The following is a 25,715-nucleotide window of genomic DNA, read 5'->3' on the forward strand; positions in this document are numbered from 1 at the left end:
GGCCAGCATGCACCACACCGATGACGGCGTGAAGATCACGCCCGCGCGTTCAGCCAGATGCTGCACAGCACGACCGGCACGCAGGAGCGGCCAGCCGCCCCGCGGCGGATTAGACTTGGTGTTTTCCCGCTGCAAGAGAAGTCCATGTCCAAGCTGCGCCGTCCCACCCTGGCGCTGGCCATCGTTGCCAGCCTGTCCCTGGCCGCCTGCGACCGCCCGGCCGATCCGGCAGCCGGCACCGCCGCGCCGGCCGATGCCACCCCTGCGGCCGCCAAGCCGATGCTGGGCAGCTTCGGCTTCGATGCCAGCGGCATGGACCGCAGCATCGCCGCCGGTGACGACTTCTTCGGCTTCGCCAACGGCACCTGGGTGAAGAACACCGAAATCCCGGCCGACCGCTCGCGCTTCGGCAGTTTCAATGTCATCGCCGAGAAGACCCTGGCCGACACCCGCGCCATCCTCGAAGGCGCCGCCGGCAACCCCCAGGCCAGCGGTGACGACAAGTTGATCGGCGACTACTACGCCGCCTATATGGACGAAGCCGGCATCGAGCAGCACGGCGTCGCGCCGGTGCAGCCGCAGTTGAAGGCGATCGATGCCATCGCCGACAAGGCTGGCCTGGCCCGTGCCCTCGGCGGCGACGTGCGCGCCGACGTCGACCTGCTCAACGCAACCAACTTCTACACCGACCGCCTGTTCGGCCTGTGGGTGTCGGTGGACCTGCTGCAGCCGGACCGCAACGCGCCCTACCTGGTGCAGGGCGGCCTGGGCATGCCCGACCGCGACTTCTACCTCGGTGACGGCCGCATGGCCGAGCTGCGCAAGCAGTACCAGGCCTACATCGCGCAGATGCTGCAGCTGGCCGGCGTGGCCGACCCGGCCGGCAAGGCGCAGCGCATCCTCGCACTCGAAACGAAGATCGCGCAGGCGCACGCCACCCAGGAAGAAACCAACGACGTGACCAAGGGTGCCAACCCGTGGACCCAGGCGGATTTCAGCGCCAAGGCGCCGGGCATGGACTGGGCTGCGTTCCTGGAGGCGGCCAAGCTGGGCCAGCAGCAGGACTTCATCGTGTGGCAGCCCAAGGCCGTGGCCGGCCTGTCCAAGCTGGTGGCCACCGAGCCGCTGGAGGTGTGGAAGGACTACCTGGCGTTCCACGCGCTGGACCGCGCCGCCGCCTACCTGCCGAAGAAGTTCGCCGATGCCCGCTTCGCCTTCCACGGCACCGCCCTGAGCGGCACGCCGCAGCAGAGCGACCGCTGGAAGCGCGCGGTGGACGATGCCAACCATGCAGTCGGCGAGGCCATCGGCAAGCGCTACGTCGAGAAGCACTTCGACGCCAAGACCAAGGAGCGCGCTGACGAGATGGCGAAGAACATCATCGCCGCCTTCGCCAAGCGCATCGATGCACTGTCGTGGATGTCGCCGCAGACCAAGGCGCATGCCAAGGCCAAGGTGGCTGGCCTGACCGTGGGCATGGGCTACCCGGAGAAGTGGCGCGACTACACCGGCCTGGAGATCCGCCGCGATGACGCGCTGGGCAATGCACAGCGTGCCGAACGCTTCGAATACGAGCGCAACATCGCCAAGCTGGGCAAGCCGGTCGACCACAGCGAGTGGGCGATGCTGCCGCAGACCATCAATGCGATGAACGTGCCGCTGGAAAACCGACTGGTGTTCCCGGCCGCGATCCTGCAGCCGCCGTTCTTCGACGGCGCTGCCGACGATGCGGTGAACTACGGTGCGATCGGCGCGGTGATCGGCCATGAGATCAGCCACGGCTTCGACAACGCCGGTGCGCTGTTCGACGAAACCGGCAAACTGCACAACTGGTGGACCGCCGAGGACCTGAAGCAGTTCAACGCCGCCGGCGATGCGCTGGCCGCGCAGTTCAGCAGCTACGAGCCGTTCCCGGGCGTGCATGTGAACGGCAAGCTGACCCTGGGCGAGAACATCGCCGACGTGGCCGGCCTGGGCACCGCCTACGACGCCTACCAGCTGTCGCTGCAGGGCAAGCCGGGCCAGACCCTGGAAGGCTTCACCCCGGACCAGCGCTTCTTCCTCGGCTTCGCCCAGGCCTGGCGCAGCAAGAGCCGCGAGCAGGCGCTGCGCAACTCGCTGCTGACCGATGTGCACGCACCGGGCCAGTTCCGCGCACTGACCGTGCGCAACATCGACGCCTGGTACCCGGCGTTCGAAGTGAAGGAAGGCCAGAAGCTGTACCTGGCCCCGGACAAGCGGGTCAAGGTGTGGTGATGTAACCGGAACGGGCGCCGCAAGGCGCCCGTTTCAATTGGGGACATGCGCCGACCTTGGCTGGCGCTTCTGCGGCACCGCGCGAAATGCGTGCCGACCAGGGTCGGCATCTACCAACGCACGTCGGGCCAACCGCGCAGGATCTCCACCGGCACGCCCATGCGCGCGCAGGCGCGGCTGGCCAGGCCATCAGGCAGCGCGCGACGGAACAGCGGTGCCATGCCCTGCATCAGTTTCGCCGACGCTGCGGCCTGCGCACGCTGGCGGCCCGTGCGTTCCAGCATGGCCTCGGCCCAGTCCGGCAGCAGTGCCGCGCCGGCGCCGAGGAACACCTCGCGCGACAGCCCCGGCACAGGTACCGGCAAGCGCACGCCGGACAACACCTCCAGCACTTCCCGCGAGCGCCCATCCACCCGCAGCTGCGGTTGCCGCGCGCAGAAATACGCCGCCACTTCCGCTTCGCTGCGCGGCACATCCACCGCGCCCAGTGCTTCAGCCACGCGGCGATACTCGTCGTAGTAGCGGTCGGCGATGGGCTCCGGCACCTCACGCCCATAGCGGCGGAAGCCCTGCAGGAAGCCAAACGCTTCGGTCACGTGCACCCAGGTCAGCAACTGCGGATCATCGGCGGCGTACGGCTCGCCCTGTGCGGTCTGGCCGCGGATCTGCGCATGGATGCGGCGCACCTTGCTCACCAGCGCCTCGACCTCGCCGCGCGGCGCATAGCTGGTGCCGGCGACGAACGCGGTGGTGCGGCGCAGCCGACCCACCAGGTCCTGGCGGAAATTGGAGTGGTCGTAGACGCCTGCCAGCGCGCGCGGGTGCAGGGTCTGCAGCATCAGCGCGCACAACCCGCCGGCCAGCATCGAGGGGAGTTCGGCATGCAGCCGCCAGGTCACGCTGTCCGGGCCGAACCAGCCTGGGTCGCCCAGCGGATGGTCGTAATCGATGCCGCTCTGGTCACGCGGGAATGCCTCCAGCACCCAGCGCCGGATCGGCGCGGTGACGGGGCGGGACAGTCGCTGCAGCAGAGCGGGCATCACAGGTCCAGAAACGGCGGAAGTAGGTCCACGCCTTGCGCGGTCGGCCCCGATTCTGGGCGATCACGACGCCGGCGGCGAGCCTCCGCACTCAGCCACGGTTTCATGTGCGGCCGCAGCACGTTTCACCCTGCGACATCCTGTCGCAGGCTGCGGCCCCGATGCTGCGCCGCATCAATCTTCACCCATTCAGACAAAACCCTTGCCCCGCTTGGCATTGCGCCCATTGCACCGCTCGCTGGAAGTGCTAGAACTGAACCCGCCACACCGTCAAATGCTGATCGACGCACGTTCCACAAGGAGCCAGCCATGATTGCTTTGTTCAAGGGTTTGGGAATTCTGCTTCGCGACAACGAGCTCTACAGCAGCCCGTTCGACAAACAGGTCGCGCACTGGCGCAATCTCAGCGAGCAGCAGATCCGCGATGAAGTAGCGGTGATGGCACAGGCCAAGTGCCAATGGCTGATCGCCTCGATCGTCGGCTGGCAGGCAGCATCGCTGCTGATCCTGGGCCTGATCGCCAACTACCTGTGGCGCGACGACTTCCATATCACCTTCACCCGTGTGGTGATCGTGTTCGGCTCGTGGGTGTCGATCCTGTTCGTGATCTGGTTCATGGCCAACATGTTCGACCGCACGGCCGGTTTCGAGCGCTGGATGAAAGCGTTCAACAGCCGCGCCCGCATCAGCTCCAAGGCCGACAGTGTCGAACACGTGGCCGAGGCGCTGGACCTGGCCGAGCACTACCCGGAAGTGCTGGATTACAAGCAGGCGGTCACCGCCAAGCGCGAACTGCGCCACGAGGACATCCGCATCATGACCGAGATCGGGCGCATGAAGCAGCACTCCGAACTGGTCGGCCGCTTGAACCATGTCGGTGAGAACGAGCATCACCACGACCTGACGTTGCAGCCTGCCTACTGACCCTTCGGGAAAGCGGGGGGACCCACAATGCCACCGTGCGCGATCACGGTGGCATTGTTCTTTCAGCCGCCGGCGTGGATCACATGCCGCGGAACAGGCTCATGAACGGCTGGCTGACCACCAGCGTCTCGGCACGCTCGCGCAGACGCAGCACGCCGCGCCCGGTATCGTCGCGGCTCACCGCGGCCACCGCCTTCATGTTGACGATGGTCGAGCGGTGGATCTGGCGGAAGTGCTGCGGGTCGAGCACGTCCAGCAGCTCACGCAGCGGCGTGCGCAGCAGGCTCTCGCCTGCGGCGGTGACCACCGTGGTGTACTTGTTGTCGGCGCGGAAGTAGGCCACGTCTTCCAGCATGATCAGCTGTGTCTCGCGGCCATTGCTGGCGGTAATCCAAGCCAGCGGCGGGCGTTCGGCCGCGCCCTGCGCCGGGCCCAGCCGCTGCAGCAGGCGTTCCAGCACCGCATCGTCCTGGCGCGTCGATGGCAGCCGCGACAGGATGCGTTCGCGGGTGGCCAGCAGGCGCTCGTCGCTGACCGGCTTGAGCAGGTAATCCATCGCGCCCTGCTCGAACGCATCGATGGCGTACTGGTCGTAGGCGGTCACGAACACCACCTGCGTGCGCGGGCTCAGCTCGGACAGCGAACGCGCTACTTCGATGCCACTGATGCCAGGCATGCGGATATCGAGGAAGGCGATGTCCGGTTGCTTCTCGGCCAGCTGCTCCAGCGCGCTGGCGCCATCCTCGCATTCGGCCACCACCTTCAGTTCCGGCCACAGCCGGCCCAGCTGTTCCAGCAATGACTGCCGCAGCAGTTCTTCGTCTTCGGCGATCAGGGCTTCAAGCGGCATGGCTGCGCTCCTTGTGCGACTGCGGCAGGGTCATGGTCGCGGCCACGCCGCTGGGGAAATTGGCGACGATCGCCACACCGGCCTGCTCGCCGCAGGTCAGGCGCAGGCGCTCGCGCAGGTTCTTCAGGCCGATGCCGGTGCCGCTGGTGCCCTGGCCGAAACCGAGGCCGTCGTCGGCCACGGTCACCGTCACGTGGTCCTCGAAACCACGCGCCAGGATCCAGATCGTGCCACCGCCCGGCTTCGGCTCCAGGCCGTGCTTGATCGCGTTCTCCACCAGCGTCTGCAGCGCCATCGCCGGCAGGTGCACGCCATGCAGTTCGTTGGGCACCTGCACCTCCACCGCCAGGCGTGCGCCCATGCGGATGCGCAGGATCTCCAGGTAGGCGCGGGTGCGATCCAGCTCCACGCCCAGCGTCGACACCGATTCATCCACCTGCGGCAACGAACTGCGCAGGTACTGGATCAGGTGCCCGAGCATCTGTTCGGCGCGCGCCGGATCGGTGCGGGTCAACACCTGCGCGTTGGCCAGGGTGTTGTACAGGAAGTGCGGCTCCACCTGCGCATGCAGCAGGTTCAAGCGCGCCACCGACAGCTCCTTTTCCACCTGGGTCTGTTCGGCGGCCGCCTGCTCGTCGCGACGCTGGTCGGCCACGCGCCGGCTGATCGCGCGGGTGACCGCTTCGGCGTTCTCAAAGTTGCTGCCCTCGTCCAGCGCCAGCAGGTCGGCCCACCAGCCGGCATCGGGTTCAAACAGCAGGGTGACGGTGCTGGTGCCCTGCCCTGGGGTGACCGTGGCCAGCACGCTGTTGCGCTTGATCGCCAGCCGCGCCGGCAGGTTCCAGCGCGAGGGCTGGCGGCCGTTCCAGAGATCGACGCGGCGCACGTAGGCGCGCACCTGCAGGCTGCCGGCCGAGCTTTCCACCTCTTCCACACGCGGCAGTTCGGCGATGGCCGCTTCCACCACCGCGTAGGCGTGGCCGGCATCCATCGGCAGTTCCACCTGCCGGCGCTGGCGCCCGGACAGAGTGGTCGCATCCAGTCGTCCGGCCACCAGCCAGACCCGGCGGATGTGGGTGATCGCGCTGCCCAGCGCCGAGATCATCAGGAACATCGCCAGCAGGCCGAACACCCAGCCCGGGCCATCGTTCATGCCGCTGAAGATGCCGCTCCAGACCATGCCGGCAACAACCAGCGCGGCGGCCCAGGCCAGCAGGTGACGAATCAGGAGAGAGAGGCTGGCGAACACGGCAGCGCCTTGGAGGAAGGGGGTGAGCCGAGCATAGGGCGGCCCGCCGGGTAAACAAGCGGGTTGCGACGAAGGGCCGGAAAGCGGGGATGGAAGCCTTCAGTGCAACGCCGGGCATGGCCCGGCGCTACCAGGGCTGGCGGGGCAGCGCGCCCCGCATTCCCTTACCTGCGCTGGTCGGCGCTGGCGTCACGCACGGCGCGGAACGACTCGTCCTTGCTCCAGTTCGGCCAGGCACGGGAATTGGCCAGCTGGTTGCCCAGCGTGTACAGCACCTCCAGGTCGCGGGCGGCACCGGCGAACACCCAGTCCGGCTGCCATTCGTCGCCCTGCTGGTGGTAACGCTTGGCGGTGTAGTCCTCCGAGGCCTTCTTGCCGGCGGCCACGCCACCGTCCACCCAGTCCTGGCCGGCCGACCACGACAGCGCCGGCACGCCGCGCTTGGCGAACGGGAAGTGATCGGAGCGGAAGAACAGGCCCGCTTCTGGCTTCGGGTCGGGGGTGTAGCGGATGTCCCACCCCTTGGCCACGTCCTTCAGCTGGTCCAACAGCTCGAAGCGCGCAGCACCGTAGATGCCGAAATCGCGCGACGGACCGAACGGCGCCATGCCATCCATGTTGATCACCGCCACGGTTTTTTCCAGCGGGTACAGCGGATGGGTGGCGTAGTACTCCGAACCCAGCAGGCCCTTCTCTTCGGCGGTGACCGCCAGGAACAGCAGCGAGCGCTCCGGGCGCTTGGCCTTGGCAAAGCCACGTGCCAGCTCGATCAGCGAGGCGGTGCCGCTGGCGTTGTCCAGCGCGCCATTGAAGATGCGGTCGCCGCGGGCATCCGGTTCACCCACGCCGATGTGGTCCCAGTGCGCGCTGTAGATGATCGTCTCATCCGGATGGCGGCTGCCTTCCAGGCGTGCGGCCACGTTGTGCGAGGTGATCACTTCGGTCTTCACCGCGTACTTCGCATCCAGGCTGGCGCCGGTCAGCGCCACCGGGGTGAAGTCGCGCTGCTGTGCCTTCTTCTTCAGCGCCTCGAAGTCCTGCCCGGCCGAGCGGAACAGCTCCACCGCCAGGTCACGCTGGATCCAGCCTTCCAGCAGCGGATGGCTGCCGGCCGGGTTGTCGCGCACCACGTCGAACATGGTGTTGGTGTTGGAGCCGGCCACGGTGGCCCAGCCGTACGATGCCGGCGCGGTCTCGTGCACGATCAGCACGCCCAGCGCGCCCTGGCGGGCGCCTTCCTCGTACTTGTAGGTCCAACGACCGTAGTAGGTCATGCCCTTGCCGTCGAAGTCACCCTGGCCGGTCTCGAAGTCCGGATCGTTGATCAGCACCACGGCGATCTTGCCCTTGAGGTCCACGCCCTTGAAGTCATCCCAGTTGCGCTCCGGCGCCTTCACGCCGTAGCCGAGGAACACCAGCGGTGCCTTGCTGATGTCGACGTTGCTGGCGCCGTTCATCGCCGCGCGCACGGCAATCTGCTTGCCCTGGTCAAGCGCAATGGTCTTGTCGCCCTGGTGCAGCGCCAGCTGCGGGGTGCCGACGATGTCGCCCTTGCGCAGCGGCACGGCCTGGGTCCACAGGCGCTTGCCGTCCTTCAGGTCGCCGCCCGGCTGCAGGCCAGCCGCGGCGAACTGCTTGCTGAGATAGGCAACGGTCTTCTCCTCGCCGGCGGTGGCCGGCGAGCGGCCTTCGTAGGCGTCAGAGGCCAGTTCCTTGACGTCGGCGGAGATCCGCGCGCCATCGAATTTCGGGGTGGCCGCCATCAGTGCGCTCGACACCGACAGGGCCAGCACGCCCAGTGCTACTCGCTTCATTGCTCTCTCCAGCAGGGAAATCCTTCCGGAGTGTAATGGGATTCGGAAAGAGGGGGTCAGATCCCTCTCCCGACGGGAGAGGGATCTGACCCCAATGGTCATCCCGCTCCTTGCGCGCGCGACAGCAGGTGCTCGCGTTCGCGTGCGTTGTTGGTCAGCGCGGCGGCAGCGGTGAACGCCTGGCGGGCATCATCGGTTCGACCCAGCTGCTGCAGCAGTTCGCCCCGCACCACCTGTAACGGCGCGTAGTCCTGCAGCCGGGGCTCGACCAGCAACGGCTGCAACTGCGCCCATGCGGCGAAGGCGCCGTCGCTGCGCAGCACCGCCACCACCCGGTTCAGCGCCACCACCGGGGAGGGCTGCACCTGCAACAGCTGCGCATAGAGCGAGGCAATGCGTGGCCAGTCGGTATCCTCGGCACGGCGCGCGCCGGCATGGCAGGCCGCAATGCGGGCCTGCAGCACGTAGGGATCGTCACTGCCACCGGCCGCCAGCGCGCGTGCCAGCAGCTGCTGGCCGCGCTCGATCTGCAACCAGTCCCAGCGGGCACGGTTCTGCTGGTCCAGCACCACCGCCGCGCCGCGGGCATCCACCCGCGCCGCCGCACGCGAGGCCTGCAGTTCCATCAACGCCAGCAGACCCAGCACCGGTGCCACCGGCATGCGGTAGGCCAGGATGCGCGCCAGCCGCAACGCTTCCTCGCACAGCGCCGGACGCATCCAGTCATCGCCGCTGCTGGCGGCATAACCTTCGTTGAACACCAGATAGATCGCCTCCAGCACCGAACCCAGCCGCTCGGGCATCGCCTCGGCGCGTGGCACTTCATACGGCACCTGCTTCTGCGCCAGCGTGCGCTTGGCACGCACGATGCGCTGGGCAATGGTCGGCTCGGGTTGCAGGAACGCGCGGGCGATCTCCAGCGTGGTCAGCCCCCCCAGCAGGCGCAGGGTCAGCGCCACCCGCGCATCGGCGGGCAGCACCGGATGACAGGCCACGAACATCAGCCGCAGCAGATCGTCACCCAGGTCGTCTTCCAGCGCCTGGCTGTCATCCGGCGCCGGCAGCGCGGCCGGATGCAGTTCCTCGCCCCATTGCGCGTGCTGCTGCACCACCCGCTGGTGCTGGCGCAGCACATCGATGGCACGGTTGCGCGCGGTGGTCATCAGCCAGGCTCCGGGATTGTCCGGGATGCCCTGCTCCGGCCAACGCTCCAGCGCGGCCAGCCAGGTGTCCTGGGCCAGCTCCTCGGCACGGCCGACATCGCCGCCGAGCAGCCGCGCCAGGCGCGCGATCAACACTGGCGACTCCATCCGCCAGAGGGTTTCCAGACGCTGCGTCAGTGCGGGCTCGAGCATGCGCCGATCACAGCACGCACGCCCGGCCTGCACAAGCGCCGCCGCTCACGCTTCAACGATCGGCTTGAAGCCGCCCCAGAACATGCGCCGGGTATCGAACGGCATGTCCTTGGGGCCGAGTGACGCCAGCCGCGGGTCGGCCATCACCTTCGCGTTGATGCGGTCGCGCGCGGCGCGCGAGCGGAACACCACGAAGGCCACGATCACCGTCTCGCCGGCCCTGGCCTTCACCGCGCGCGGAAACGAGGTGGACTTCCCCGGCTCCACATCGTCGGCCACGCACTCCATGTACTGCAGCGCGCCCTGTTCCTTCCACACCGCGCCGGCCTTGCGGGCAAGGCGGCGGTAGGCCGCCACCTTGTCCTGCGGGCACGGCAGCACGTAAGCATCCACGTAAGCCATGAGGGTTCTCCCTGCGGCGGCGGTCAGCCCGGCTCGCCGTCCATGTGTGCAATTTCCCAGAGGTGCCCGTCCAGGTCCTGGAAGCCGCGCTGGTACATGAAGCCAAGGTCGCGCGCCGGCTGCGGTTCGCTGGCACCTGCGGCCAGGGCCTTGTCCACCAACACGTCAACGGCCTGGCGACTGGGCGCAGAAAGTGCATTGATCACTTCGGTGTGGGTGTGCGCATCGGCAATCGGCTTGTTGGTGAACTGCTGGAAAAAAGGCTGGGTCAGCAGCATCACGTAGATGCTCTCGCTGATGACCATGCCGGCCGCAACGTCATTGGTGTAGGTGGGATTGAAGCTGTAGCCCAGCGCGGTGAAAAACGCCTTGGATTTTTCCAGATCCTTCACGGGCAGGTTGACGAAGATCATCTGCGGTTGTGGTGCACTCATCGGTAACGCTCCTGGTGGATGGAAGACAGAGGGATCAGGGCTGCTTCATGCAGTTGACCATCCACGGCTTGCCGAAGCGGTCGATCAGCATGCCCCAGCGATGGGCCCAGAAGGTTTCCGCGATCGGCATCTGCACCTGGCCACCTTCGGCCAGTGCGGCGAATACGCGCTCGGCTTCCTCGATGCTGTCGACATCGACATTGATGGTGGTCGAGCCGCCCTCGCCACCGCCGGGGCCGTCGGCCGCCATCAGGATCGCGTTGCCGATCTCCAGCTGGCTGTGCGCCACGTGGTCCAGGGTTTCCGGCGGCATTTCATTGCAGCCCGGCGCGCCATCGGAGGGCGGCATGTCGCGGTACTTCATTTCCGAGGTGACCTGGCCGCCCAGTGCCTTGGCGTAGAACGCCATCGCATCGTGGGTCTGGCCGCTGAAGCCGAGGAAGGGAATCAGTTTCATCGCACTACTCCGTTGTGTGGTTCAGGTCGGTTGCACCGGGCCACGCCCGGCGGGGAATCCGGGTCAATCCTGCAGCTGTGCACGCAGACGCTGTTCCTGCTGCTGTAAGTCGGCGGTGAAGGCTTCGCCGAAATCTTCCGGCGCGATCAGGGGACGCACTTCCAGCGTGCCGCCACTGCGGAACGGCGCACGGCTGGCCCATTCCACCGCCTCCTCCAGCGAGCGCACGTTCCACAGCCAGAAGCCGGCAATCTGCTGGTCGGCCGGGCCGAACGGGCCGGACTCGACCTTCGGCGCGCCGTGGCCGAAATGGATGCGGCGGCCGCGCTGGGTGGCGTGCAGCCCCTCACCGGCCAGCATGATGCCGGCGGCGACCAGCTGCTCGTTGAAGGCGCCCATTTCAGACAGGTCCTGTTCGCTGGGCATGCGGCCGGCTTCGGAGTCGGCGTTGGCCTTCACGATCACCATCACTTTCATTTCGGTCTCCCGTGGGGACGCGTGGTGCGTGCCCTTCACTGGGTACAACGAACCAGCGGGCCGGGAATCGACACGTCTGTTGGAATTTTTTTCTTCCGCGGAAAGCGCGCCTTCGGCGGAGGTCGGCGAACGGCGGAGCCCCTCCGTGGTGGGGTGGGTGGGTCGCTGAGAGCTCGGGTTCCTGTGGGTGGGCCGGGTGGGTAGGCGGGTCGGGGGACGCCGTAAACCCGTCCATGGGGGCTTGGCCGCGGCATCCATGCCGCGGACACCCCCGCCCCGCCTACCCACCCGGCCACGGACAGTTTCCTGCCTCCGATACGCACCACGGGAAGATCAAGAGAAAAGGCAAGAGCAACAGCAACAGCAATTGACTGGCGGCCCCGGCTTTGCGAGCGCAGCGACCCGCTTTTTTGCTCTTGTTGTTGATTTCCCGTGGTGGATCGGCCGCCGGAATCTGTCCGGGGCCGGGCGGGTGGGGTTGGCGGGGTATCCGCGCCATGGATGGCGCGGCTAAGCCCCCATGGACGGGTTCACGGCGTCCCCGCCAATCCCACCCGCCCGGCCCACCCGCAGGAAGCCCGCGTTCAGCGTCCCACCCACCCCACCACGGAGGGGCTCCGCCGTTCGCCGCCACCCGCCGAAGGCGCGCTTCCCGCGCTGCAACATGCCCGTGCGCAGACCTGCGCCATCATGGGCACCCGCCCCCGCCAGGACCGTGCCATGCAGCAGTACCTGCTCCTGATCTACATCGACCCCTCGCTGCTGCAGCGGTTGAGCAGCGACGAGTTCAACGCACTGATGCGCGACTGCCTGGCCCATGCCGACCAGCTGCAGGCCGAAGGCACCCTGCTGGCCGCGCAGAAACTGCAACCGGTCGAAACCGCGCAGACCCTGCGCGTGCGCGATGGCCACAGCCGCGTGCTCGATGGACCGTTCGCCGAAACCCGCGAACTGCTGGCCGGCTTCAACCTGATCGTGGCCCGCGACCGCGAAGAAGCCATGCGCATCGCCCGCGACTTCCCCTGGGCACGCTTCGGCAGCATCGAAGTGCGGCCACTGGAAGACATGGACGCCGAGCGCGAACGCTGTGGCGCCCCGGCCGCCGCTATGGCAGCAACCGCACTCTGATCTCGCGCGGGCCCACACCTTCGTTGCCGCTGTAATCGCGCACGCTGGCGCGCACGATGTACTCGCCCGGCGGTAGCGCCGCCGGCTGCCAGCGCCCGGTTTCCATCAGGCCGTCGCGCACGGTGTTGGTGGCCAGGTAACGGAAACGGGTCACCGCACTGCCATGCACGGTGATGCCGCTGTCCGGCGCATAGGCCACGCGCACCGCTTCCATCTGCGGCGGCATGCGGTTGAACACGATGTTCCAGCGCGGCTGCTCGTAGCCCTGCAAGGGCTGGCCGCCGGCATCGAGGATCTGGTAGCCCACCTGGTACATGCCCAGGCGACGGCGCGGCAGGTTGTTGTCGACCTGGTCCCAGGCTTCGACCACGATCTGCACACCACGGCCCTGGCGCGCCAGCATCACCACGCCGTCGGCGCCGGCGGCCAGCGGCTGGTCGTTGTCGTCCAGCAGCGCCACATCGGTGATGCGTGGCGCGAAGTGATCGGCGTAGTTGTGGAAGCCAAGCGCCACCGCATTGGTCTCGAAGCCGCCGGTGCCCACCGCCAGGTGCACATGGGCCTGGTTGTTGATGCTGCCCAGCCGGTCGCCCACGTGGATGCGGGTGCCACGGCGCACGCGCATCCGCTCCAGCTTGCCCTGCTCGTCGTACAGCACCTGCCAGCGCGCGTCGAACGGTTCATCGCGCGGTGTGCGGCCAACCCGCATGTGGATGTACTTGAGGCGATCCACCGCCAGGCCCTCGGCCTGCCCGCCCAGGCTCCACGCCGCCACCGGGCTGCTGACCTTGCCCTCGGCGATGGCCAGCACGGTCTGGCCGACATCACCACGCACATCGAAGCCACCGTGCAGGTGATGGCGGCTCTCGCCCTTGAAGTTGCCGCGCACCTCGCCCAGCGTGCCGACCACTTCATGCCAGCCCTGCTGCGGCGCCAGCGGCCAGCGGCCACCGGTATCGGGCAGCGCGGCATCGGCGGCGGGGCCAACCAGCGCCGGCGCCGGCAGCTCGCCCACCGGCAGCGGGCGCAGGCGGTGCAGGCGATAGGCCGCCGCGTCGGCCACCAGCACACTGCCATCGGCATCCACCGCCAGCCCGCTGGGGCGGGCCAGGCGCGGCAGGCGACCATTGCCGACCAGCGCGATCTGGTGGCCCTGCGGCGTCACCTGCACGATGCGGCCATCAAGATCGCCCACGTACAGCACACCGTCATGCGTGGTGGCCAGCGACAGCGGGCCATTGATCACACCGCCCGTACCCAGCACCGTGCTGACCGTGCCATCGGCGCCGACCCGGCGCACTGCGTTGTTGAACAGGTCGGCCACCAGCAACGCGCCCTGCGCATCGAAGGCCAGCGCCACCGGGGTATCGAAACGCGCCTCGGCACCGGTGCCATCAGCCAGCCCCGGGCGCTCACCGCCGGCCAGGGTGCGCACCGTGCCATCGGTGCCGATCACCCGGATGCGGTCGTTGTAGGTGTCGGCCACGAAGACCTGGCCCTGCGCATCCACCGCGATGCCCATCGGCGCATCGAAGCGCGCCTGCGCGGCAGGGCCATCGGTGTAGCCCTGCTCTCCGCCGGCCAGCGTGGTCACCTGGCCGTCGCTGCCGATGCGGCGGATCGCATGGTTGCCGGTGTCGGCCACGTACAGGTTGCCCTGCGCATCGGCGGCAATGCCCGAGGGCGTGTTGAAGCTCGCCTGCAACGCCGGGCCGTCGAGGCGTCCTTCGCCCTGCCCGGCCACGGTTTCGACGCGACCATCGGGCAGGCGGCGGCGGATGCGGTTGTTGTCGCCTGCATCGGTGAAATAGACGCTGCCATCGGCCGCGCGCAGCAGCGCATAGGGATCGGCGAAACGGGCCTGCGCCGACGCGCCATCGCGATCACCAGGATGGCCATCGCCGGCCAGCGTCTCGATCTGCGCGGTCCAGGCCAGCGGCGTCGGCAGCGGGCCTGCCGGTTCAGCGAGGGTATGCAGCGGCGTTTCCCACCACGTTGCAGCCAACGCCACCGCCGTTGCCAACGCCACACCTGCCGCCATCCATTGCCACCGTGCCATCGTGCCGTGCCGCCCTGCCTGCTGCCTGAAGAGGCACCGACAATAGACGCTGCGCGCGTGATGCGCCACGGTCGAGCGGGCACTCAAGCATCAACGTTGCATCCATCGTGCTTGTCCTTGCCAGGCGCAGCGGGTTCAATGGGCTGCCACGGATGGAGATCTTCATGCCCCGCCTCGTCCCCCTCACCGTTGTGCTGATGGCCGCACTGGCCGGCGCACCCGCTTCGGCATCGATCACGGTGGCGCCGCAGAAGCCGTCCATCACCACCGATGCGGTGCATGTGGCCTATGCCAACCGCTGGGATGAGGCGATCCAGCAGTCGGACAGCGGCAACACGCTGGCGGCGTTGATCAGCATGGAACGGTTGATGGAAGATCCGCTGCTGGACGACTTCGACGCCGAGCGACAGGGCCGGGCTGCGCAGGCGGCCGGCTGGACCGCGATGATGCAGAAGAAGCCGGCCCTGGCACGCCGCTACCTGCAGCGCGCGCAGCAGACCCTGCCGAACGATGCGCGGATCCTGCTCACCCGGGTATGGCTGGAACTGTCCGACAACCAGCCTGCACCGGCCACCACCTACCTGCTGCAGGCGCTGAAGCACGCCCAGGCTCCGCTGCCGATCGAGCAGCAGTCCGTCCTCTACCTGCAGTACCGCCTGCGCGACCAGCCGCAGCGGCGCATGGAACTGTTGCAGGCCTTGTTCGACAACGGCTGGAAGGGCGACGGCCTGCAACCCAGCGGTCTGTGGCTGGCACTGGCCGCGCTGCAGGCCGAGCACGGTCGCGGCGATGACATTCCTGCCACGCTGGCCCGCATCAAGGGCCCGGCCGAGATCATCCGGCTGCGCAGCGACAAGCGCTTCGACCCCTATGTCGACCACGATGACCCGCGCTTTGATCCACGCCAGGCGGCACAGACGCACCTGGATGATCTGCGCGTGTCGGGCCTGCTCGATCGCGCACTGGATGCGCGCATGGCCGACTTCGCCAGCACGCTGCTGATGCTCGACCGCAGCGAGGAAGTGCTGGCGCTGACCGATGGCATGGCCCGCGCTGCCGCCGCAGGCCAGTCGCCATCGGCGGCCGAGGCGCAATGGGTGGCGTGGCTGCTCAACAGCCGGTCCGCCGCGCTGCGCCGGCTGGGCCGCATCGATGATGCGCTGGCCACGGCGAGGTGGGCTGCGCGCATCGGTGCACCCAGTGCCAACGGCATCGAGCACCAGTTGAATGTCGGCTTTTTCCTGATCTCGCTGGGACGCGCGCAGGAGGGGGCCGCGGCGGTCAATGACATCGCGGGGCTGACCGGTTACGGCAGGGCGGCGCAGGCGCTGGTGCAGTTCGCCGCCGCCCGCGAACGCGGCGATGCGCCAGCCACGCAGGCCGCGCGCGCGGTGATTCTGGCCCAAGGCGAAGACGCGCGCCTGTTCCAGCGCGAGATGCTGCTGGAGGAAGGCGATCTGGACGCCGCGGCTGCGCTGCTGATTGAACAGCTGCGGTCCCCGGTTGAACGTGGCCAGACACTGGCCACCCTGCAGGACATGCGCACCTACCCGTCGCTGCCCGGCGACATGAAGATCGATGCGGCGTGGCGTGCACTGAAACAACGCACCGACGTGCAGGCGGAGATCGCCCGCATCGGCCGCGTCGAGCGCTACGACCTGGTCAGCAGCGGCACCTCGCGCTGATCGGCTCTGCTGTAGAGCCGAGCCCACGCTCGGCGGCTGTTGGCGCAAGCCGAGCATGGGCTCGGCTCTACAACACCACCCGCAGAACCCGGCTAGCGCGCCGGCACCTCGTTGCGGATGCCCATCGCCTCGCGGTAGCGCGCGTACAACGCCATCACCTTGTCCACGTAGGCCAGGGTCTCGGCATACGGCGGCACCCCCTTGTAGCGGGTGACCGCGCCGATACCGGCGTTGTAGGCGGCTGCGGCCAGTGGCCGGTCACCGTTGTAGCGGCGCAGCAGCGCGCGCATGTAACGTGCACCGCCGTCGATCGACTGTTGCGGAGAGAACGGATCGCGTACACCGAACTCCTGCGCGGTCTCGGGCATCAGCTGCATCACGCCCTGCGCGCCCTTGCTCGATACCGCCAACGCATCGAAATTGCTTTCGGCATGCGCGATCGCACGCAGCCAGGCATCGTCGACGCCGGTGGCCTTGGCCGCCGCCTTGAACTGTTTGGCATGCTGCGCCAGCTGCGGCGCGCCGACCTTGCCCAGGCCTTCGTGGGCAGGCTCCCCCGGCGGGGTGGCGACGGTGAACTTCAGGAACACCCGCGAGCCGGGCAGGTTGCGCGTGGAATAGACCAGTGCGCCGTCCTGCTCGCGTTCGTACAGCACGCCACTGAACACCCCCATGTTGCCCCACAGGTTCGGGGTCTGGATGGCGTTGTCGTCGATCTCCTTCGGTGTGCAGCGCGAGCCCGGTTCCGGCGCCGTCGCCAGGCTGACCGTGTTGCCCTGCACGCAGCGGTAGACGGTGCGCGCAGCGGCCAGCCCCGGCCAGAGGCTGGACAGCAGCAACAGCGCGATGGCGGCAGGGCGGGGAAACATGGCGGCCGGATGGTCCGGCCGCAGCCGCTAACGCCGGGTGAATGGGGCCCAGGAAGTGCCGCCGCTGGTCGGCAACCCAACGGGATCTGACCCTTCGGCTTACGTCGCGTTCCTGCGCCGCACCCAATACCCCACGCTCAGCAGCACGAACCACGCCGGGCTGGCCATCAGCGCCTGGCGCGTATCGCCCTGTAGGCTCAGCAGCACCAGCACGCCGGCGAAGAACAGCAGGCACGCCCAGCACATGGCAACGCCGCCGGGCATCTTGAAGATCGAGGCGGCGTGCCGCTCCGGATAGCGGCGGCGATAGACCATGTAGGCCACCAGGATCAGCGACCAGACGAAGATAAACAGCACGGTGGCCAGCGTGGTCACCAGGGTGAAGGCGGTCACCAGGTTCGGAATCAGGTAGATCAACAGCGTGCCGCCCAGCAGGCACAGGCAGGAGAACAGCAGGCCGCGCGCCGGTACCGCCGCGCGCGACAACCGCGACAGCCCGCGCGGCGCGTGGCCCTCTTCGGCCAGGCCGTACAGCATGCGGCTGGTGGAGAAGATGCCGCTGTTGGCCGACGACGTCGCCGAGGTCAGCACCACGAAGTTGATCAGGCTGGCCGCAGCGGGAATGCCGGCCAGCACGAACAGCTGCACGAACGGGCTCTTGTCCGGCACCACCTGGCGCCACGGGGTGACCGCCATGATCGCGATCAGCGCCAGCACGTAGAAGATGATGATGCGCACCGGAATCGAATTGATCGCCTTGGGCAGGTTGCGCTCCGGGTCGGCGGTTTCGGCGGCGGTGGTGCCGACCAGCTCGATGCCGACGAAGGCGAACACGGCAATCTGGAAGCCGGCGAAGAAGCCCACCAGGCCCATCGGGAACATGCCGCCGTCATTCCACAGGTTCGACAGCGAGGCGATATGGCCGCTGGGCGAGGTGAAGCCCCAGGCCACCAGCCCGGCGCCGGTGATGATCAGCGCACAGATGGCCACGATCTTGATCAGCGCGAACCAGAATTCCATTTCGCCGAACAGCTTCACCGTCACCAGGTTCAGTGCCAGCAACAGCAGCACGCAGGCCAGCGCCGGTATCCATGCGTCCAGCCCGGGGAACCAGAACTGCGCGTAGGCCGCGATGGCGATCACATCGGCAATGGCGGTGACGATCCAGCAGAACCAGTAGGTCCATCCACAGAAGAATCCGGCCCAGGGGCCGAGCAGGTCGGTGGAGAAATCGATGAAGGATTTGTACTGCAGATTCGACAGCAGCAGTTCGCCCATCGCGCGCATCACGAAGAACAGCATCGCGCCGATGATCAGGTAGACGAACACGATGGAGGGGCCGGCCAGGCTGATGGTCTTGCCCGAGCCCATGAACAGGCCGGTACCGATGGCACCGCCGATGGCGATCAGTTGCAGGTGGCGGTTGGACAGGCTGCGGCGCAGGTGCTCGGGGGGCGTTGCGGGCTCGGTCATGGGCGTGGGAAGGGGCGGGCGAAGCGTCCGACGGTAGTCCTCCGGGGCCCGGAGCGCCAGCGCCAGACTGGCCTGTTGCGTCAAAGAGGGTCGCTTTCACCACAATGTGACCGAATACCGTATTGATCCCATTCCGCCCGGACCGGCACCGTGTTCAGATAGCCGCACCTGCCCACGGACCGGCCCGACCATGTGCCCAGCCCTGACCGCCCCGCCGGAGCCCCAGCCATGAGCCGCCTGCGCGTCATCATCGGTGGCACCGCGCTGGCGCTGCTGGCCGCGGCCGTGCCCATCGCTGTGATGGCCTACGCCACCTGGGACCGTGCGGTCAGTGTCGAGCAGGAACGCCTGCGCGATATCGCCGGGCGCACCCTGCGCCGCTCGGACCTTTCCTACCAGGAAGCGCTGGCGGCGTTGAAGTCGGTCGAGGCCGGTGCCCACGTGCCGTGCAGCGCCGACCACATCCGGCGCATGCAGACGCTGGTGATGACCACCTCGTCGATCGAGCAGATGGGGTACTTCGAAGGCGGCAAACTGCGCTGCACGTCCTGGGGGCCGTTCCTGTCCGACGTGGACCAGCCCCAGCCCGACCATGTCACCAGCGATGGCGCCGGCATCGCGGTGGACGTGCGCCCCGAAGCGAGCGGGCGCCGCCAGATGCTGGCCATCCTGTACGGCTCCTACGATGTGCTGGTCGACCCGCGCCGCTTCGTCGATGTCATCGTTGATCCGCATGTGCGCCTGGCCCTGGCCAGCCCGGATGGGCGCCTGCTGGCCCAGCAGTCCGGCGTGGACCCGACCCTGCTGCTGGCACTGCTGCGCGACCCCGGCGAAGGCTTGGACCAGAACACGCTGTACGCCACTGCGCGCAACGAGGAATGGCTGGCGATCGCCACCACGCCCCGCACCGCACTGGCCGCCACGTTCCGCCAGCAGGCCTGGTTGTACGTCCCGCTGGGCCTGTTGCTGGCCGCCGCCGCAGTCGGCCTGGTGATCTGGCTGTCGCAGCGCCGCCTGTCGCTGCGTGGCGAGCTGGCCACGGCCATCCGCCGCCGCGAGCTGTACCTGCACTACCAGCCGATCATCGAACTGGATACCGGCATCTGCGTCGGCGCCGAAGCACTGGTGCGCTGGCAGCGCCCCGATGGCACCCAGGTGCGGCCGGATCTGTTCATTCCGCTGGCCGAAGAGGCCGGCATGATCGCCGACGTCACCGACCTGGTGATCGAAAACGTGGTGCGCGACATGCGCGACCTGCTGGTGGCCGACCGCAGCGCGCACATCGCCATCAACCTGGCCGCCGAAGACATCAGCAGTGGCCGCGCGCTGAAGATGATCTCCAAGCACATGGCCGGCAGCGGCATCCTGCCGCAGCAGATCTGGATGGAAGCCACCGAGCGCGGCTTCCTCGACCTGGATCGTGCACGCACCATGCTGGCGGCGGCGCGGCGCGCCGGGCACAGCGTGGCCATCGACGATTTCGGCGTGGGCTTCTCAAGCCTGCAGTACCTGGAGCAGCTGCCGCTGGACGCGCTGAAGATCGACAAGTCCTTCATCGATGCGATCGGTACCGAAAGTGCGACCAGCCCGGTCACCCCGCACATCATCGACATGGCCAAGGAGCTGGGTTTGTGGGTGGTGGCCGAAGGCGTGGAAACCGAAGCACAGCTGGCCTACCTGCACAGCCGGCATGTGGAATTCGGGCAGGGCTGGCTGTTCTCGCGGCCGCTGCCACGCGACGAGTTCGTGGCCTTCCATCACAAGCGGCAGCAGCAGTACGGCGCTGCGCGCGAGCACATGCAGAACCCGCGCAGCGTACCGATCGAGCAGGAGCCGGAGGCGTAGCGCCGCGCCCACGCTCGGCTGCGGGCGCGATCATCCTCTACAACCACGCCTTCGGCCGCGCCAGCAGCCAACCTGCACTGACCACCAGCAGCAGCAACGGCAACCACCCCAGCACGCCGGCACCGCCGGCCTGCAGCAGCACGCCACCGGCCACACCGCCGGCGGCGATGGCCAGGTTCCAGCCCGTCACCAGCATCGACTGCGCCAGATCGGCCGCCGCCCCGGCGCGGCGCGCCAGCGCGGTCTGGAACAGCGTCGGCACCGCACCGAACGCCACCCCCCACACAATCGTGGCCGGCAGCAGCACGCCCGGTGCACCCGGCCACAGCAACAGCGCCAGCACCGGCAACAGGAAGCCCACCACCGCCGCCCAGACCAGCCGGCGCAGGTGACGATCCACGCCCCAGCCGGCAATGCCGATGCCGACGATCGCCGCCACGCCGAACGCCAGCAGCAGCCGGTCCAGCCACGCACCGGCGCCGGCGTCCACGGCCAATGGCTCGATGTAGGTGTAGAGCACGTTGTGCGCCAGCACGTACAACGCCATCACGGCCAGCGCGCTGCGTACCCCCGGCATGCGCCACACCGTGCCCAGCGATGTGCGCTGCCCGGCCCCGGCAGCGGGCAGCGCCGGCAACGCCCAGCGCGCGTAGGCCAGCAATCCGATACCCAGCACGCTCATCAGCGCGAACGCCCAGCGCCAGCCGACCTGCTGGCCGAGCAGCGTGCCTGCCGGAACGCCCAGCGACAGTGCCAGCGGTGAACCCACCATCGCCACCGCGATCGCCCGGCCCTGCAACGACGGCACCACCATGCGCGCGGCGTACCCGGCCACCAGCGACCACAGCAGGCCACCGCAGACGCCAGCCAGGAAGCGTGCCGCCAGGATCAGCGGATAGCTGCTGCTCATCGCCGTCAGCGTGTTGACCACCACGAAGCCGGCGATCGCCGCCAACAGCAGCGGCCGTCGCGGCAGGCGCTGGGTCAGCGCGGTCATCGGCAGCGCGGCCATCACCGAGCCCAGCGCGTACACGCTGACCAGCTGCCCGACCGCCGCGTCGCTCACGCCCAGGCTGTCGCCCATCGGCCGCAGCACGCCGGCCGGCAAGGTCTCGGTCAGCAGCGTGATGAAGCCGCCGCCGGCCAGCGCCAGCAGGCCCGCCCACGGCAGGTGCGTGGCCTCTCCGGCCGGGCTGCGCGCGTCGATCGCATGGCTACTCATCGCGCAGCCTCCAGATCGGCGTACACCGCATCGCGCAGTTCATCGACAAAGGCACCGTCCATGCCCTCGTACAGGGTGTTGGTCAGCGCCACCACGCTCAGCGCCCGTGCCGGGTCAACGAACCAGCTGTGGCCATAGGCACCGCCCCAGCGCCAGGTGCCCACGCTCTGCGGCGTGCCACTGGCCGCCGCATCACGCAGGACCGCAAAGCCCAGCCCGAACCCCCAGCCGGCCGGCTCGGGCGGCCCCTGTTCTCTCACCTGCGGCGTGCCCATCTGTGCCACCAGTGCCGGCGGCAACAGCCCCGACGCCTGCACATCACGCAGTGCCTCCAGCACCGCCATCACCTCGTCGGCGGTGCCCACCAGGCCGGCGCCGGCCGACGCGAAGCGGCTGGCATCGGTGGCGCGCGCCAGGCTGTAGTCGATGCCCACGGTGCCCTCGAACGGCGCCACCACCTCGCCTTCGCGCAGGCGATGCGGTTGCGGCGCATCGCTCACATACGGCGTAGCCAGGCGGGCCGCATCACGCGTGGCGAACGCGGTGTCGCGCAGGCCCAGCGGCGCGGCCAGCAACCGCGCGAACAAGGCCTGCAAGGTCTCGCCGGTCGCCGCCTCGGCCACCGCACCGGCCACGTCCACACCCAGCGAATACAGCCACTGGCTGCCCGGTGCGAACAGCAGCGGCACCTGCGCGATGCGCTGCACGTTGTCGGCCAGGGACAGCGGGTTGGCGTCCATGCCATCACTGACACCGGCGCGTGCATAGGGGCCATCGGCATCGGCTTCCAGGAAGCGATAGCCCAGCCCGCTGCTGTGGCTGAGCAGCTGGCGCAGGCTGATCGGCGGGGTGCTGCCGTCGGCCAGCGCCGGGCGGAACTGCGGCAGCCAGCGCTGCACCGGCGTATCCAGGTCCAGCACGCCGTCGGCCACCAGGCGCAGCAACACGGTGGTCAGCAGCGGCTTGCTCACCGAAGCAAGCCGGAACAGCTGGTCCGCGCGCATCGGCGCGGCCGCTTCACGATCGGACAGCCCGGTGGCGCTGGCATGGCGCAGCACCCCGTGCTGGCGCACGCGCACCACCGCGCCGACCAGGCGCTGCGGGTGCACCTGCTGCAACAGGCGCTGCACCGAGGGCAGGGTCGGCGCGGCTGGAACGGAAGGAGCGGCATTCATCGCGGTGATCCGTGGGGAGAGGCCCGCCACCTTAGGCGGCCCGCCGCGTCGCAAAAAGCGGGGTACCGCTCCGCGCATCGTGGACCGTGTAGTCCGCAATCGGCATGATGGCCGGAACTGCGGGGCCGCAACCTCCCGCGTCCGGTCGCGCACCACAGCGTTGCGGTGGCCGTGCCGCCGGCGGCGGGCCCTTCCCCTACCCTGCCGCTTTCATTGCCCGCACGCCCATGTCAGTCCTGGACAACCTCGCCAACCTGCAGACCTTCGTGCATGCCGCCGACACCCGCAGCTTCGTCGAGACCGGACGCCTGCAGGGCATCTCCGCCTCGGCCGCCGGCAAGTGCGTGGCCCGGCTCGAACACGCGCTGGGCGTGCGCTTGTTCCACCGCAGCACGCGCAGCATCACCCTCACCGCCGAAGGCCAGCTGTTCCTGGCGCGCTGCCGGCGCATCCTCGACGAGCGCGATGCCGCCCGCACCGAACTCGCACAGCCGCATGCCACGCCCAGCGGCACGCTGCGCATCAGCCTGCCGCTGGTGGGCGATCTGACCTTGCCGCTGATGGCCGAGTTCATGGCGGCGTATCCGGACATCCGGCTCGATCTGGATTTCAGCGACCGCCTGGTCGATGTCATCGAGGAAGGGTTCGATGCTGTGCTGCGCGTAGGTGAACCCAGCGACTCGCGCATGAACGCACGACGGCTGGGGGTGTTCCCGCGCCGCATCGTCGCCTCGCCGGCCTACCTGCAGCGTCGCGGCGTTCCGCGCACGCCGGCGGAGCTGATGCAGCACACGCTGCTGCATTATCGTTTTCCCAGCACCGGCAAGCTGGAGGCGTGGCCGATCCACTGGCCCGATGACGAAGTGCCGCAGGAACTGCCGGTCCACATGGTGGCCAACACCATCGAAGCGCGCGTGGCACTGGCGCTGCGTGATGTCGGTGTGGCGTTCGTGCCGGTGCATTCGGTGCGTGATGCGCTGGCCGACGGCCAGCTGGTGACCGTGCTGGAAGAACACGTGCATTCCTGCGGCACCTTCCACCTGCTGTGGCCCTCCGGCCGCCACGTGCTGCCCAAGCTGCGGGTATTCATCGATTTCGTCGGCGAACGCCTGGGCACCGTGCCGTAGATGCAGGCCATGCGCGTATGCTCCTCATGCTCGACTAATCGGAACCCAAACAAAAACCAGCCGAGCATGGCTCGGCTCTACAACTGCACGCAGCCATTCAGCCAACCTCGCTATACTGGCCCCCTCATTCCTCCCAGAGGCTCGCGACCAATGCGCCAGTGATGCCGCCGTCTTCCCAACAGACGGCCTGACTCTTCCCGCCCCTGCGCGCAGGGGAGAACCCGGCATCCCTGGAGGTCGCATGACCCCGCATTCCCTCACGCTCGATCGCGTGTCGTATCGATTGGCCGACGGCCGCGCGCTGTTTTCCGATCTGTCCTTTTCCTTCGAACCGGTGGCCACCGGCCTGGTCGGTGCCAATGGCGCCGGCAAGAGTGTGCTCGCGCGCCTGCTGGCCGGCCGGCTCACCCCCGACAGCGGCCAGGTGCGCGGCAGCGGCCGTGTGTTCCTGCTGCCCACCCCGGGCTACCCTCCGGCCGGCACGGTCGGCGAACTGGCGGGAGTCGGTCGGGAACTGGCCGCGCTGGCGCGCATCGAAGCGGGCAGCGTCGATAAGGCCGACTTCGCCTGCATCGGTGACCGCTGGGATCTGCGCGAGCGCCTGCTGCAACGCTGGCAGGCACTGGGCCTGCCCGATGATCTGGATCCGCTTCACCCTGCCACGCGCCTCAGTGGCGGCCAGGCCATGCAGGTGGCGCTGTCCGGCGCCTGGGCCAGCGGTGCCGACTGGTTGATCCTGGACGAACCCAGCAACCACCTTGATGCGCACCATCGCCAGCAGTTGTACGCGCAGTTGCAGCAGTGGCGCGGTGGCCTGCTGGCCATCAGCCATGATCGCGCGCTGCTCGGCCACATGCAGCAGATCGTCGAACTCGATGCACGCGGCCTGCATCGCTATGGTGGCGCATGGCAGCACTATGCCGATACGCGCGCGGCCGAACGCGAAGCCGCCATCGCACAGCTCGACCATGCGCGCGCGCAGCACCGCCAGCAGCAGCGCAGCGCGCGCGAACAGCACCAGCGCCAACAGCAACGCCAGGCGCGCGGCAACCGCGATGCGAAGCAGGCCAACCAGGCGCCGATCCTGCTCGGCCGCCAGAAGCAGCGCGCCGAGGCCACGCACGCACGCGCGCAGCAGGTGCAGGCCGAGCGCCTGCAGGCCAGCAGCGAACAGCTGCGGGCCGCCGCTTCGGCCGTGCACGTGGCGCCGGAACTGGCGCTGTTCGCCGTGGAAGGTGAACGCAGCAGCGCACGCCTGCTGCAGGCGCAGGATCTGCTGCTGCCGCATGGCTGCGGCGTACCGTTGCAGCTGGACATTCGCCGCGGCCAACGCATCGCCGTGGTCGGCGACAACGGTACCGGCAAATCGACCCTGCTGCGCGTGCTGGCCGGCCAGCTGCCGGCACGCGCGGGCCACGTGCAGCGCCACGCGCCGCTGGCACTGCTGGATCAGCAGCTGCTGGGCATGTCCGGCGAGCGCAGCATCCTCGATACCGTGCAGGCGGCGAACCCGACTGCCGATCCGGGCGAACTGCGCACGCGGCTGGCCCTGCTCGGGCTGGACGCCCAGCGCATCCAACGGCCAGCGGCCAGCCTCAGCGACGGCGAACGGGTGAAGGGCGCATTGGCCAGCGTGCTGTACGCCGCCCCTGCCCCGCAGCTGTTGTTGCTGGATGAGCCCGGCAACGCACTGGACCTGAGCGCGCTGCAGGCACTGGAAGAACTGCTGGCGGCCTGGCCGGGTGCGCTGGTGATGGTCAGCCACGACCACCACCTGTTGCAGGCGCTGCAGCCCACCCAGGTGCTGCACGTCCGCAGCGATGGCTGGCAATGGCGCGACGCGTTGTAGAGTCGAGCTTGCTCGACTCCGCCAT

At 68.5% G+C, this 25,715-nt stretch carries 21 protein-coding genes; 7 read left to right on the forward strand and 14 right to left on the reverse strand.

The annotated features are described in order from the left end of the window. The first annotated feature begins 144 nt into the window (after positions 1–144). A complete protein-coding gene (locus LZ605_RS13375; protein WP_249842062.1) occupies positions 145–2,256 on the forward strand; it encodes a M13 family metallopeptidase in 2,112 nt (703 codons plus the stop codon). Positions 2,257–2,366: 110 nt separating this feature from the next. Here the strand turns inward: LZ605_RS13375 and LZ605_RS13380 are convergent, their stop codons facing one another. After that, on the reverse strand, positions 2,367–3,296 hold the full coding sequence (locus LZ605_RS13380; protein WP_249842063.1) for an oxygenase MpaB family protein: 930 nt from the start codon (positions 3,294–3,296) through the stop codon (positions 2,367–2,369). Positions 3,297–3,605: 309 nt separating this feature from the next. Between LZ605_RS13380 and LZ605_RS13385 the strand changes: the two genes are divergently transcribed. After that, a complete protein-coding gene (locus LZ605_RS13385; RefSeq protein WP_249842064.1) occupies positions 3,606–4,220 on the forward strand; it encodes a hypothetical protein in 615 nt (204 codons plus the stop codon). Positions 4,221–4,299: 79 nt separating this feature from the next. Here LZ605_RS13385 and LZ605_RS13390 read toward each other — a convergent pair whose 3' ends face one another. From LZ605_RS13390 to LZ605_RS13425, 8 genes are all read right to left on the reverse strand, one after another. After that, complete coding sequence (locus LZ605_RS13390; protein ID WP_249842065.1) at positions 4,300–5,070, reverse strand: LytR/AlgR family response regulator transcription factor; 771 nt, start codon at positions 5,068–5,070, stop codon at positions 4,300–4,302. Continuing rightward, the gene (locus tag LZ605_RS13395) at positions 5,060–6,319 is read right to left on the reverse strand and encodes a sensor histidine kinase (RefSeq protein ID WP_249842066.1); all 1,260 of its coding nucleotides are present in this window, start codon (positions 6,317–6,319) and stop codon (positions 5,060–5,062) included. The genes LZ605_RS13390 and LZ605_RS13395 overlap by 11 nt, the downstream gene beginning before the upstream one ends. A 164-nt stretch (positions 6,320–6,483) precedes the next feature. Further along, complete coding sequence (locus tag LZ605_RS13400) at positions 6,484–8,133, reverse strand: M28 family metallopeptidase (protein WP_249842067.1); 1,650 nt, start codon at positions 8,131–8,133, stop codon at positions 6,484–6,486. Between the two features lie 98 nt (positions 8,134–8,231). Next, the gene (locus LZ605_RS13405) at positions 8,232–9,488 is read right to left on the reverse strand and encodes an RNA polymerase sigma factor (protein WP_249842068.1); all 1,257 of its coding nucleotides are present in this window, start codon (positions 9,486–9,488) and stop codon (positions 8,232–8,234) included. 45 nt (positions 9,489–9,533) lie between these two features. Further along, positions 9,534–9,890, reverse strand: coding sequence for a DUF1428 domain-containing protein (locus LZ605_RS13410; protein WP_249842069.1), 357 nt, complete (start codon positions 9,888–9,890; stop codon positions 9,534–9,536). A 23-nt stretch (positions 9,891–9,913) separates the two neighbouring features. Next, positions 9,914–10,324, reverse strand: a complete 411-nt coding sequence (locus LZ605_RS13415; RefSeq protein ID WP_249842070.1) for a VOC family protein — start codon at positions 10,322–10,324, stop codon at positions 9,914–9,916. Positions 10,325–10,358: 34 nt separating this feature from the next. Then, positions 10,359–10,781 carry a VOC family protein gene (locus LZ605_RS13420; protein WP_249842071.1) on the reverse strand — a complete coding sequence of 141 codons (423 nt, stop codon included), beginning with the start codon at positions 10,779–10,781 and terminating at the stop codon, positions 10,359–10,361. A gap of 63 nt (positions 10,782–10,844) precedes the next feature. Further along, positions 10,845–11,258 (reverse strand): YciI family protein, encoded by a 414-nt coding sequence (locus LZ605_RS13425; RefSeq protein ID WP_107232177.1) that lies wholly within the window; start codon positions 11,256–11,258, stop codon positions 10,845–10,847. A gap of 720 nt (positions 11,259–11,978) precedes the next feature. On the opposite strand from LZ605_RS13425, the gene LZ605_RS13430 reads away from it, so the two are divergent. Continuing rightward, positions 11,979–12,386, forward strand: coding sequence for a YciI family protein (locus LZ605_RS13430; RefSeq protein ID WP_249844915.1), 408 nt, complete (start codon positions 11,979–11,981; stop codon positions 12,384–12,386). Here LZ605_RS13430 and LZ605_RS13435 read toward each other — a convergent pair. Further along, positions 12,364–14,445 carry an NHL repeat-containing protein gene (locus LZ605_RS13435; protein WP_249842072.1) on the reverse strand — a complete coding sequence of 694 codons (2,082 nt, stop codon included), beginning with the start codon at positions 14,443–14,445 and terminating at the stop codon, positions 12,364–12,366. The genes LZ605_RS13430 and LZ605_RS13435 overlap by 23 nt on opposite strands. Before the next feature lie 164 nt (positions 14,446–14,609). On the opposite strand from LZ605_RS13435, the gene LZ605_RS13440 reads away from it, so the two are divergent. Then, positions 14,610–16,130: a hypothetical protein gene (locus LZ605_RS13440; protein ID WP_249842073.1), complete on the forward strand. Its 1,521-nt coding sequence runs from the start codon at positions 14,610–14,612 to the stop codon at positions 16,128–16,130. Positions 16,131–16,222: 92 nt separating this feature from the next. Here the strand turns inward: LZ605_RS13440 and LZ605_RS13445 are convergent, their stop codons facing one another. After that, the gene (locus LZ605_RS13445; RefSeq protein WP_249842074.1) at positions 16,223–16,999 is read right to left on the reverse strand and encodes a lytic transglycosylase domain-containing protein; all 777 of its coding nucleotides are present in this window, start codon (positions 16,997–16,999) and stop codon (positions 16,223–16,225) included. 99 nt (positions 17,000–17,098) lie between these two features. Beyond that, positions 17,099–18,472 (reverse strand): D-serine/D-alanine/glycine transporter, encoded by a 1,374-nt coding sequence (gene cycA, locus LZ605_RS13450; RefSeq protein ID WP_249842075.1) that lies wholly within the window; start codon positions 18,470–18,472, stop codon positions 17,099–17,101. A gap of 228 nt (positions 18,473–18,700) precedes the next feature. Here cycA and LZ605_RS13455 point away from each other — a divergent pair, with 228 nt between their 5' ends. After that, on the forward strand, positions 18,701–20,317 hold the full coding sequence (locus tag LZ605_RS13455) for an EAL domain-containing protein (protein ID WP_249842076.1): 1,617 nt from the start codon (positions 18,701–18,703) through the stop codon (positions 20,315–20,317). Between the two features lie 37 nt (positions 20,318–20,354). On the opposite strand, the gene LZ605_RS13460 is transcribed toward LZ605_RS13455, so the two are convergent. Together LZ605_RS13460 and LZ605_RS13465 are read right to left on the reverse strand one after the other, a co-directional pair. Beyond that, positions 20,355–21,539, reverse strand: a complete 1,185-nt coding sequence (locus LZ605_RS13460) for an MFS transporter (RefSeq protein WP_249842077.1) — start codon at positions 21,537–21,539, stop codon at positions 20,355–20,357. Then, complete coding sequence (locus LZ605_RS13465) at positions 21,536–22,714, reverse strand: serine hydrolase domain-containing protein (RefSeq protein ID WP_249842078.1); 1,179 nt, start codon at positions 22,712–22,714, stop codon at positions 21,536–21,538. Before LZ605_RS13465 ends, LZ605_RS13460 begins: the two co-directional genes overlap by 4 nt. A 227-nt stretch (positions 22,715–22,941) precedes the next feature. Here LZ605_RS13465 and LZ605_RS13470 point away from each other — a divergent pair, with 227 nt between their 5' ends. Together LZ605_RS13470 and LZ605_RS13475 are read left to right on the forward strand one after the other, a co-directional pair. Then, positions 22,942–23,841 carry a LysR family transcriptional regulator gene (locus tag LZ605_RS13470; RefSeq protein WP_249842079.1) on the forward strand — a complete coding sequence of 300 codons (900 nt, stop codon included), beginning with the start codon at positions 22,942–22,944 and terminating at the stop codon, positions 23,839–23,841. Between the two features lie 241 nt (positions 23,842–24,082). Next, on the forward strand, positions 24,083–25,690 hold the full coding sequence (locus LZ605_RS13475) for an ABC-F family ATP-binding cassette domain-containing protein (RefSeq protein ID WP_249842080.1): 1,608 nt from the start codon (positions 24,083–24,085) through the stop codon (positions 25,688–25,690). Positions 25,691–25,715: the final 25 nt, after the last annotated feature.

This window comes from Stenotrophomonas maltophilia, from assembly GCF_023518235.1.
In the GTDB taxonomy this organism is placed as follows: Bacteria; Pseudomonadota; Gammaproteobacteria; order Xanthomonadales; family Xanthomonadaceae; genus Stenotrophomonas.

Bases quoted from the DNA above. Each gene is read 5' to 3' on its own strand.
- LZ605_RS13400 (WP_249842067.1), bottom strand. From the start codon at position 8,133: ATGAAGCGAGTAGCACTGGGCGTGCTGGCCCTGTCGGTGTCGAGCGCA.
- cycA (WP_249842075.1), bottom strand. From the start codon at position 18,472: ATGACCGAGCCCGCAACGCCCCCCGAGCACCTGCGCCGCAGCCTGTCC.
- LZ605_RS13410 (WP_249842069.1), bottom strand. From the start codon at position 9,890: ATGGCTTACGTGGATGCTTACGTGCTGCCGTGCCCGCAGGACAAGGTG.
- LZ605_RS13435 (WP_249842072.1), bottom strand. From the start codon at position 14,445: ATGGCACGGTGGCAATGGATGGCGGCAGGTGTGGCGTTGGCAACGGCG.
- LZ605_RS13420 (WP_249842071.1), bottom strand. From the start codon at position 10,781: ATGAAACTGATTCCCTTCCTCGGCTTCAGCGGCCAGACCCACGATGCG.
- LZ605_RS13375 (WP_249842062.1), top strand. From the start codon at position 145: ATGTCCAAGCTGCGCCGTCCCACCCTGGCGCTGGCCATCGTTGCCAGC.
- LZ605_RS13430 (WP_249844915.1), top strand. From the start codon at position 11,979: ATGCAGCAGTACCTGCTCCTGATCTACATCGACCCCTCGCTGCTGCAG.
- LZ605_RS13470 (WP_249842079.1), top strand. From the start codon at position 22,942: ATGTCAGTCCTGGACAACCTCGCCAACCTGCAGACCTTCGTGCATGCC.
- LZ605_RS13460 (WP_249842077.1), bottom strand. From the start codon at position 21,539: ATGAGTAGCCATGCGATCGACGCGCGCAGCCCGGCCGGAGAGGCCACG.
- LZ605_RS13415 (WP_249842070.1), bottom strand. From the start codon at position 10,324: ATGAGTGCACCACAACCGCAGATGATCTTCGTCAACCTGCCCGTGAAG.
- LZ605_RS13405 (WP_249842068.1), bottom strand. From the start codon at position 9,488: ATGCTCGAGCCCGCACTGACGCAGCGTCTGGAAACCCTCTGGCGGATG.
- LZ605_RS13385 (WP_249842064.1), top strand. From the start codon at position 3,606: ATGATTGCTTTGTTCAAGGGTTTGGGAATTCTGCTTCGCGACAACGAG.
- LZ605_RS13465 (WP_249842078.1), bottom strand. From the start codon at position 22,714: ATGAATGCCGCTCCTTCCGTTCCAGCCGCGCCGACCCTGCCCTCGGTG.
- LZ605_RS13445 (WP_249842074.1), bottom strand. From the start codon at position 16,999: ATGTTTCCCCGCCCTGCCGCCATCGCGCTGTTGCTGCTGTCCAGCCTC.
- LZ605_RS13425 (WP_107232177.1), bottom strand. From the start codon at position 11,258: ATGAAAGTGATGGTGATCGTGAAGGCCAACGCCGACTCCGAAGCCGGC.
- LZ605_RS13455 (WP_249842076.1), top strand. From the start codon at position 18,701: ATGAGCCGCCTGCGCGTCATCATCGGTGGCACCGCGCTGGCGCTGCTG.
- LZ605_RS13380 (WP_249842063.1), bottom strand. From the start codon at position 3,296: ATGCCCGCTCTGCTGCAGCGACTGTCCCGCCCCGTCACCGCGCCGATC.
- LZ605_RS13475 (WP_249842080.1), top strand. From the start codon at position 24,083: ATGACCCCGCATTCCCTCACGCTCGATCGCGTGTCGTATCGATTGGCC.
- LZ605_RS13390 (WP_249842065.1), bottom strand. From the start codon at position 5,070: ATGCCGCTTGAAGCCCTGATCGCCGAAGACGAAGAACTGCTGCGGCAG.
- LZ605_RS13440 (WP_249842073.1), top strand. From the start codon at position 14,610: ATGCCCCGCCTCGTCCCCCTCACCGTTGTGCTGATGGCCGCACTGGCC.